The sequence below is a fragment of the Acidovorax sp. KPB24-03 genome (genome assembly GCF_057546605.1).
Genome location: NZ_BAAJYR010000812.1, coordinates 1 through 828, shown reverse-complemented (window position 1 = coordinate 828; position 828 = coordinate 1). Strand labels below are relative to the sequence as shown.

The following is an 828-nucleotide window of genomic DNA, read 5'->3' as shown; positions in this document are numbered from 1 at the left end:
TGGCGACCAGCCAGGGCGCCCACGACAGGCGCTGCGCCGCCTGCTGCAGGAAGCCGGGCGGGTTGCGCACCACGCGCGCCGCGACGAAGACCGGCAGCGCCACGATGCAGCGGCGCGCCTGCCAGCGCTCCACGCTCTCGCTGGCGTGGTGGAACACGTCCACCTCCACGCCCTGGCGGGTTTCCTCGATGCGCAGCACCGAGCTGCCAGTGCGCAGCTGCCCGCCGGCCTGCAGCGGCGCGGCCAGGCGCTGGGTGAGCCAGCCGTTGCCCTCGGGCCAGGTGAGCACGCCCTCGCGGTCTTCGGTGGCCGCATCGCCGGGCGCATGGAAGCCGTGGCGGCTGGCGAAGTAGTGGATGCCCGCCCAGGCCGACACGCGCGCCGCGCCGGCGCCGTAGTCGTCGCGGCAGCAGTAGTCCAGGTACCAGCGCAGGTGCGTGTCGTCGAAACCCTCCTGCTCCAGCCATGCTATGAAAGTAATAGCGTCAAGCCCTAGATGAATCTGCGCCAGGGGCTGATTGGGCTTCCATCCTTTGACCACCGGCATGGTGAAGGGCGCCGCGCGGCCCAGTTCGGCCACGCGGGTGGAAAAGCGCCGGTACTGCGCCAGCGTTTCGGCGCCCACGCCCTGCACGGGCAGCAGCCCGTCCTGCCATTGGCCCTGGAAGAACAGGCGCTCCTGCGGGCTGTGGCACAGGTGGCGCTCGTCGTAGCGCCAGCGCCCGGCCACGCGCTGGCGCAGGCCCAGTTCTTCCAGCAGGTCCTGCACCTCGCGCGCGCTGTCGCCCGGCACGGGCAGGTAGTGCGCGCCCAGCGGGCAGGCCAGGC

The 828-nt window shown here is 72.2% G+C and carries 1 protein-coding gene; it reads right to left on the bottom strand.

The window, feature by feature from the left end; genetic code table 11:
- Positions 1-828: flavin monoamine oxidase family protein (locus AC27KI_RS26165; protein WP_487116772.1), on the bottom strand; the 828-nt coding region annotated here is incomplete at both ends.